This is a genomic window from Modestobacter sp. KNN46-3 (genome assembly GCF_011039295.1).
This window is the reverse complement of record NZ_JAAKGN010000227.1, coordinates 1-5,731: the sequence shown is the minus strand read 5'-3', so window position 1 is coordinate 5,731 and position 5,731 is coordinate 1. Positions and strand designations below refer to the sequence as shown.

Below are 5,731 nucleotides of genomic sequence, written 5' to 3'. Positions count from 1 at the left end.
GCCGACGCCGCCACCCGCGCCGCCTCGTTCGCGTTCTGGCTGATCTCCCGGATCGAGGCCCCCATCTCCTCCGCGCCCGCCGCCACCGTCGCCACGTTCCGGCTGACCTCCTCGGCCGCCGCGGACACCACACCCGACTGCGCCGAGGTCTCCTCCGCCGACGACGAGATCTGCGCCGACGACGCGCTCAACTCCTCCGACGACGCCGCCACCGCATCAGCCGACGCGACGATCTCCGCGACCGTGTCGGCCATGGTCTGCGCGGCGGTGTTCAGTGCCGCCGACATCTGCCCCATCTCGTCCCGGCCGCGCACGGGCAGCCGCACGGTGAGGTCACGCCCGGCGAGCCGCTCCAGGGCGACCTGGATCTCCCGGACGCCACGCACGATCCCGCCGGACACCACGAACGACAGGCCGGCGCCGAGCAGCACGGAGGCGAGGGCAACCAGCACCATGTTGCGGACGGTGGCCGACTCGGCGGCCTCGGCCTCGGCGCGCGTCTCCGCGACGCGGGCGTCCACGGAGCTGACCAGGTCGGTCATCGCCTGGTCGAGCACGTAGAAGACGTCCCACTTGTCCCCGGTGGAGACCGCATCCCCCTCGTCCAGCCGCCCCTCCGCCCAGAGGGCGAAGATCTGGTCGTTGAAGGCGCTCATCGCGGTCCAGTTCTCCTGGATCGTGTCGAGGCTGGCCCGCGCCTCGGCGTCCAGCAGGTCACGGTCGAGGGCGAAGAGCTCCTCGAACCCGTTCGCGCCGTCCTCGTAGTTGGGCACGTTGTCGCCGTCGGGGGCGGCGGCGATCGCGCCACCGTCCACCCGCGCGCGCCAGGCGGTGATGTTCTGCCAGTTGGCGGCCCACAGGAGGTCGTACCGGGCGTCCTCGACGGCGCGCTGGACGCCCACGGCCGCCGTCGCCCGGGCGTTCAGGTCACTCACCCGGTTCGACCCGGTGATCCCGGTGACCGCGACGGCGGCCAGACCGATCAGCAGGATGGCGCTCAGGGTGAAGATGCGGGTCCTGATGCCCCGGTCGTGCAGCCAGCCCCGTGTGCCGCCACGCGTCGTCCTGTGGGTCGATCCGGTCGTCCGGGCGAGGACGGATGGTGCGCTCACGAAGGGGCCTCCTGGGCTCGAGCTGGTCCGACCGGTCCGTCGGTCGGGGGTGACGGCCGGTCACGCGCGGGACGCGTGGGGTGGATGTGACTCGCTGTCGTCTGGCAGATCGTCGGGCAACGGACCGCCACAGCCGTCCGTCCGCAGCGCGTGTCGCGCCCTTGACCAGCAGAAAGACCGATGACCACCGACAGGGGGCGACGAGTCGACACCCGCTGCCGGTGACCGCGGGCCGAGGAACGCAGCAGGGCCGCACGGACGGGGTGTCCGTGCGGCCCTGCTGTGCGGTGGAGCTCCGGATCAGAAGGTGAAGCGGGCCACGCTCCCCCGCAGGTCACTCGCCATCCGGGACAGCTCGTCGACGGCCTGCCGGGTCTGCCCCAGGGCCTGCGTCGTCGAGGTGGCCGCAGCCGACACACCGGTGATGTTCGTGGCGATTTCCGTGGACCCGCCGGCCGCTTCCTGCACCGACCGGGACATCTCGTTGGTGGTCGCCGTCTGCTCCTCCACCGCAGAGGCGATGGTCAGCTGGAAGTCGTTGATCGAGCCGATGATCTCGCTGATCCGGCCGATCGCCGACACCGCACCCGAGGTGTCGCCCTGGATGGCCTCCACCCGCCGCGCGATGTCCTCCGTCGCCCGCGCCGTCTCCTGCGCCAGCTCCTTCACCTCGTTGGCCACCACCGCGAAGCCCTTGCCCGCCTCACCGGCCCGCGCCGCCTCGATCGTGGCGTTCAGCGCCAGCAGGTTCGTCTGCTCCGCGATCGAGGTGATCACCTTGATCACGTTGCCGATCTCCCGCGAGGAGTCACCCAGCTTCGTCACCGTCGCGTTCGTCGTCTCCGCCTCGGCCACCGCCTGAGCCGCCACCCGTGCGGCCTCGTTCGCGTTCTGGCTGATCTCCCGGATCGAGGCCCCCATCTCCTCCGCGCCCGCGGCCACCGTCGCCACGTTCCGCGACACCTCCTCGGCCGCCGCCGAGACGACACCGGACTGCGCCGAGGTCTCCTCCGCCGAGGCGGAGATCTGCGCCGAGGACGCCGACAGCTCCTCCGACGCCGCCGCCACCGCATCCGAGGACGCCACCACCGAGGCCATCACCCCGCGCAGGCTGTCCACCGCCGCGTCCAGGGCCGAGCCCATCTGCCCCAGCTCGTCCCGGGTGGTGAGTCCACTGGTGCGGGTCAGGTCACCCTCGGCCAGGCCCTCGACGACGTGCTTGACCTTCGCAGTGGCCCGCGCGACCCCGGTGGCGACCAACCAGCCGAGCGCCAGGGCGACGCCGATGCCCACGACCATGAGCAGGATCGCGGTGGTGCGCTCGGACTCGTACTCGGCCCGGATGCCGGCGGCCGCCTCCTTCGCCTCGGCCGACTCGATGTCGCGCAGCTCGCGGATGTCCCCCTCGGCCTCCGTGACGATCGGGGTGCCCTCGGCGGCGTTGCGGCTGATCCAGGTCGTGAAGTCCTGCGCCGTGGCGAGCGGGACCAGCACGTCCCGCTGGAAGTCGGCGTACACCGCGATGTCGCCGGTCACCTCATCGAGGAGGGCGAGCTTCGCCGGGCTGTTCGTCACCTCGCGGTACGCATCCGCGGCGGACTCGAAGTCCGCGGCCAGCGTGTCGATCGCGGCGATGTTCGACGCGGGGTCGGCCCCGAGGATCGTGTCGCGGAGGTTGACCCGCAGGTCTCCTACCAAGGCGTCCAGGTCGGCGGCCCGCGCAACACCGAGCGTGTTGTCCGCGTACAGCTGCTCTGCCGCTCCAGCCGAGGTGCTCAGCGCACTCAGACCCATGAATCCGATCCCGGCGGCGACCACGCCGGCGAAGCCCGCCGAGGCGAGCACCTTGGTCTTGACCGTGCGGTCGCCCCACCACGAACCGGGGCGGGCCATCGGGCTGACGGACATGTTCTCTCCTGGGGGTGCGTGCACTGTGCGGGCGGGGAGGGGGACGGGCCGGTGACCTGGCCGGTCGCCGCGCTGATCGTGTTCGTGTGCGATCGGCGGGCGAGAACCATGGTGATTGATCCGGTAATGCGAAGTGCCGTTTCCGATGCGTGTCGCATTGTGTGCGACACAAAGTGCACCGACCGTTTCCCGGTGCTCCTTTGTCGACATCTCCGCGGAGAGCGGGATGAAGAGGGCCGTCGGGATCCGGGTCGGCCGAGCCTGGCCGATGATCCCTCTCGGGCGGCGGCGACGGATCCATGATGAACGTTTCGAGAACACCCGGTACTGCACGTGTGGGCGTGTCGTGGGACGCCCTACGAGAAAGAGCGACGACACGTCGCCGACGTCCTCTTGTCGACAACCAGGAATGGTCGGGCAGGCCGTCACGACCCCCGGGACGACGACGGCCGGCACCTCCACGGGGGAGGTGCCGGCCGTCGGGGCCGAGCGGCGTCAGTAGGTGAAGCGGGCCACGCTCCCCCGCAGGTCACTCGCCATCCGGGACAGCTCGTCGACGGCCTGCCGGGTCTGGCCCAGCGCCTGCGTCGTCGAGGTGGCCGCCGCCGACACACCGGTGATGTTCGTGGCGATCTCCGTCGACCCGCCGGCCGCTTCCTGCACCGACCGGGACATCTCGTTGGTGGTCGCGGTCTGCTCCTCCACCGCACTGGCGATGGTGAGCTGGAAGTCGTTGATCGACCCGATGATCTCGCTGATCCGGCCGATCGCCGACACCGCACCGGAGGTGTCGCCCTGGATGGCCTCCACCCGGCGCGCGATGTCCTCCGTCGCCCGCGCGGTCTCCTGCGCCAGCTCCTTCACCTCGTTGGCCACCACCGCGAAGCCCTTGCCCGCCTCACCGGCCCGCGCGGCCTCGATCGTGGCGTTCAGCGCCAGCAGGTTCGTCTGCTCCGCGATCGAGGTGATCGCCTTCACGACCGCGCCGATCTCCTGCGACGACGTGCCCAGCTTGGTGATCGTCCGCGTGGTCGTCTCCGCCTCGCCCACGGCCTGGGCGGCGACCCGGGTGGCCTCGTTCACGCTCTGACTGATCTCCCGGATCGCCGAGCTCATCTCGTCGGCACCCGCCGCCACCGTCGCCACGCTGCGGGACACCTCCTCCGCCGCTGCCGCGACGACACCGGACTGCGCCGAGGTCTCCTCCGCCGAGGAGGAGATCTGTGCCGAGGACGCCGACAGCTCCTCCGACGCCGCCGCCACCGCATCCGAGGACGCGGCGACCGAGGCGATCACCGCACGCAGGTGCTCTCGCGCGGTACCCAGGGCGACCGCCATCTGGCCGACCTCGTCGCGGGACGAGACGGCGGCGTCCACGGTCAGGTCCCCGGTCGCCATGGCCTCCAGGGATGCCTGGACCCGCCGCAGCGGCCGGGCCAGCGAACGCTGGGTGAGCAGGCAGATGACCAGGATCGCCACCAACCCCAGGGCCGCAGCGATCTCACTGGTGCGGGCCGCCTGGGTGATCGCGGCGTCCAGCTCGGCCTGGGCGGCCTCGGACTCCGCCGCCAGGGCGTCCTTCGCGGCGCCGACCGCCCCGTCGGTGAGGTCGTTGGCGGCCTGGATCTCCTCGAACCGCGCCCGCATGCCGACCTGGTCGGCCACGGCCGCCTCCACGAAGGCCGCCAGCGCCTCCTGGTAGTCACCGAAGGTCGACTGCACCCCGGCCGCGGCGGCAGCGCTGGCGCCGCCGAGCGGGACGTCCCGCAGCTCGGCCAGCAGGGCCTCCGCCGTCGCGACGTCGTCGGCCACGTCCACCAGCTGGTCGGCGGGGGTCGGGCTCACCAGGGCCTTGAGGCCGTCCACCTTCAGCTCGCTGGCCCGGGTGTCGAGCTGGAGCACCAGCTCCGCGGCCTGGTCGAGCCGGTCGAGGTGCTCGCTGGCGCTGCGGACGGTGGCGTTCGAGGTCAGCGTCGCGGTCAGCAGGGCACCGAAGGCCAGGACGACGACGCCGATCATGATGCCGAACTTCACGGCGAGCCGGCGGTCGGCGAACCAGCTCAGTGGACCGGTCGGGGCGGGGGAGTGCATGGCGGGTCTCCTGGTCAGGAACGGCGGTGAGGCGCGGATGAGAACGATTGCACCAGTCCGGGAACAGTGCGTTTCGTTCTCCGGGTCGACGGTGGATCGCATTTCTCGGATCAGCCCGCACGACGTCGTCCTGGCGTCTCCTGAGGGTGGTGCACGAGGCATGGTGGTGGATCCGGTAATGGCCGGTATCACTGTGACGCACGTGTCGTGACACGGCGCCGAGAATGGTCGACGAACGCACTCGACCGGCTCTTTGTCGACTCGGGAGCGAGACAGGAAAAAGGACCGCGGCCGCCGCCTCGCCCGGGGAAGGGGGCGAGACAGCGGCCGCGGAAGTCGTGCGGGTCAGGCCTCGCTGCAGGGCCCCACCGCGAGCTCGCGAGTGGTGGGGGGACAGCGAGGTCCTCTCAGTAGGAGAAGCGGGCCACCGTGGTGCGCAGGTCGCTGGCCATCCGGGACAGCTCGTCGACGGCCTGCCGGGTCTGGCCCAGCGCCTGGGTGGTGGACGACGCCGCCGTGGAGACGCCGGTGATGTTGGTGGCGATCTCCGTCGACCCGCCGGCCGCCTCCTGCACCGACCGGGACATCTCGTTCGTGGTCGCGGTCTGCTCCTCCACCGC

General features: G+C 71.4%; 3 protein-coding genes and 1 pseudogene. All 4 read right to left on the bottom strand.

All coding sequences use genetic code 11. The features are described 5' to 3' along the window. The coding region (locus tag G5C62_RS28385) for a methyl-accepting chemotaxis protein (RefSeq protein ID WP_241176127.1) at positions 1 to 1,112 on the bottom strand (1,112 nt) is incomplete at its 3' end. A 300-nt stretch (positions 1,113 to 1,412) separates the two neighbouring features. Further along, positions 1,413 to 3,020, bottom strand: coding sequence for a methyl-accepting chemotaxis protein (locus tag G5C62_RS25210; RefSeq protein ID WP_164703173.1), 1,608 nt, complete (start codon positions 3,018 to 3,020; stop codon positions 1,413 to 1,415). A gap of 495 nt (positions 3,021 to 3,515) precedes the next feature. Further along, a complete protein-coding gene (locus tag G5C62_RS25205; RefSeq protein WP_164703172.1) occupies positions 3,516 to 5,111 on the bottom strand; it encodes a methyl-accepting chemotaxis protein in 1,596 nt (531 codons plus the stop codon). A 407-nt stretch (positions 5,112 to 5,518) separates the two neighbouring features. Then, a pseudogene (locus tag G5C62_RS25200) lies at positions 5,519 to 5,731 on the bottom strand (methyl-accepting chemotaxis protein); the annotation flags it as partial.

Excerpts from the sequence above, each read along its gene's own strand:
- G5C62_RS25210 (WP_164703173.1), bottom strand. The coding sequence starts at position 3,020 with ATGTCCGTCAGCCCGATGGCCCGCCCCGGTTCGTGGTGGGGCGACCGC.
- G5C62_RS25205 (WP_164703172.1), bottom strand. The coding sequence starts at position 5,111 with ATGCACTCCCCCGCCCCGACCGGTCCACTGAGCTGGTTCGCCGACCGC.